At 70.9% G+C, this 1225-nt stretch carries 1 protein-coding gene; it reads right to left on the reverse strand.

What is annotated here, in order from left to right; translation table 11 throughout:
* Positions 1 to 233: 233 nt before the first annotated feature.
* Positions 234 to 1225: chitinase (locus EYA84_RS32020; RefSeq protein WP_131057876.1), on the reverse strand; the 992-nt coding region annotated here is incomplete at its 5' end.

Here is a 1225-nt window from a genome sequence, read left to right on the forward strand (position 1 = left end):
GCCCGGCCCCGCCCCGCCCGGCCCCGTCGATCATGGAGTTGTGGCGCTCGCTTTGACCCTTTGTGCAGTCTTTGTCGAGGCCACAACTCCATGATCGACGTTCACGACGCCGCGTTGCAGCTCCCGGTCGACCTTGTCCAGCGCCGAAGGGCCAGAGCTCCATGATCGGCGCGGGCAGGGCGGGCAGGGCGGGCAGGACGGGCAGGGCGGGCAGGGCCGCGAGAGTCAGGCGGTCAGGGGAGGGTGCGGAGGTGGGGGGCGACGGTGCGGGCGAAGGAGTTGTTGTGGGTGACGTCCCAGTTGATCGACCAGGTCATCGCGCCACGCAGGCCGGGGTAGGTACGCGGCGGACGGAAGCTGCCGCAGTTGGTGCCCCGGGTGAGGCAGTCCATCGCGGCGTTGACCACGCTGGGCGCGACGATGCCGCCACCGGCAGCCCCGGGACCGGCCGGCAGGCCGAGCCCCACCTGGTCGGGCCGTAGCCCCGCCTCCAACTGGATGCAGGCCAGCGCGACGATGAAGTTGACCGTGCCCTGGGCGTACGCGGCGTTGTTGTCGCAGCCGAGCATCGCCCCGGAGTTGTAGAACTGCGTGTTCACCACGGTCAGGATGTCCTTGATGTCCAGCGCCAGCTTGAAGTAGCTGGTGGTGGGGTTCTGCATGTCGATGGTCTGCGGCGCCATCGCGATGATCAGTCGGCTGCCCACCTTCGCCCGCAGGGAACGCAGCGCCTGCCCCATGTAGGTCGGGTTCAGGCCGTTCTCCAGGTCGACGTCGACGCCGTCGAAGCCGTAGCGCTGGATCAGCGCGTACACACTGTCGGCGAAGGCCACCGCGGACGCCGCGTCGTTCACCGCGACCCGGCCGGTCTCACCGCCGACCGAGATGATCACCTTCTTGCCGCGGCTCTGGAGGGTGCGCACGTCGGCGGAGAAGTCGGCGTCGGTGTAGCCGCCGAGGGCGGCGGACAGGCCCGGGTCGATGGCGAAGGAGACCGCGCCGGGCGTGGTGGTGGCGTCGGCGAAGGCGACCGCGACCAGGTCGTACTCGGTGGGCACGTCCCGCAGCCGCAGCTCGACGGCCGGGTTGTCGAAGTTGTGCCAGTACCCGGTGAGGATGTGCTTCGGCAGGCCGGTGACCGGCGGCGGGCTGGTCGGCGGCGGTGTCGTCGGAGGTGGCGTGGTGGGCGGCGGCGTCGTCGGGGGCGGGGTGGTCGGCGGCGGGG

The organism is Verrucosispora sp. SN26_14.1 (genome assembly GCF_004307965.1).
Lineage (GTDB): Bacteria > Actinomycetota > Actinomycetes > Mycobacteriales > Micromonosporaceae > Micromonospora.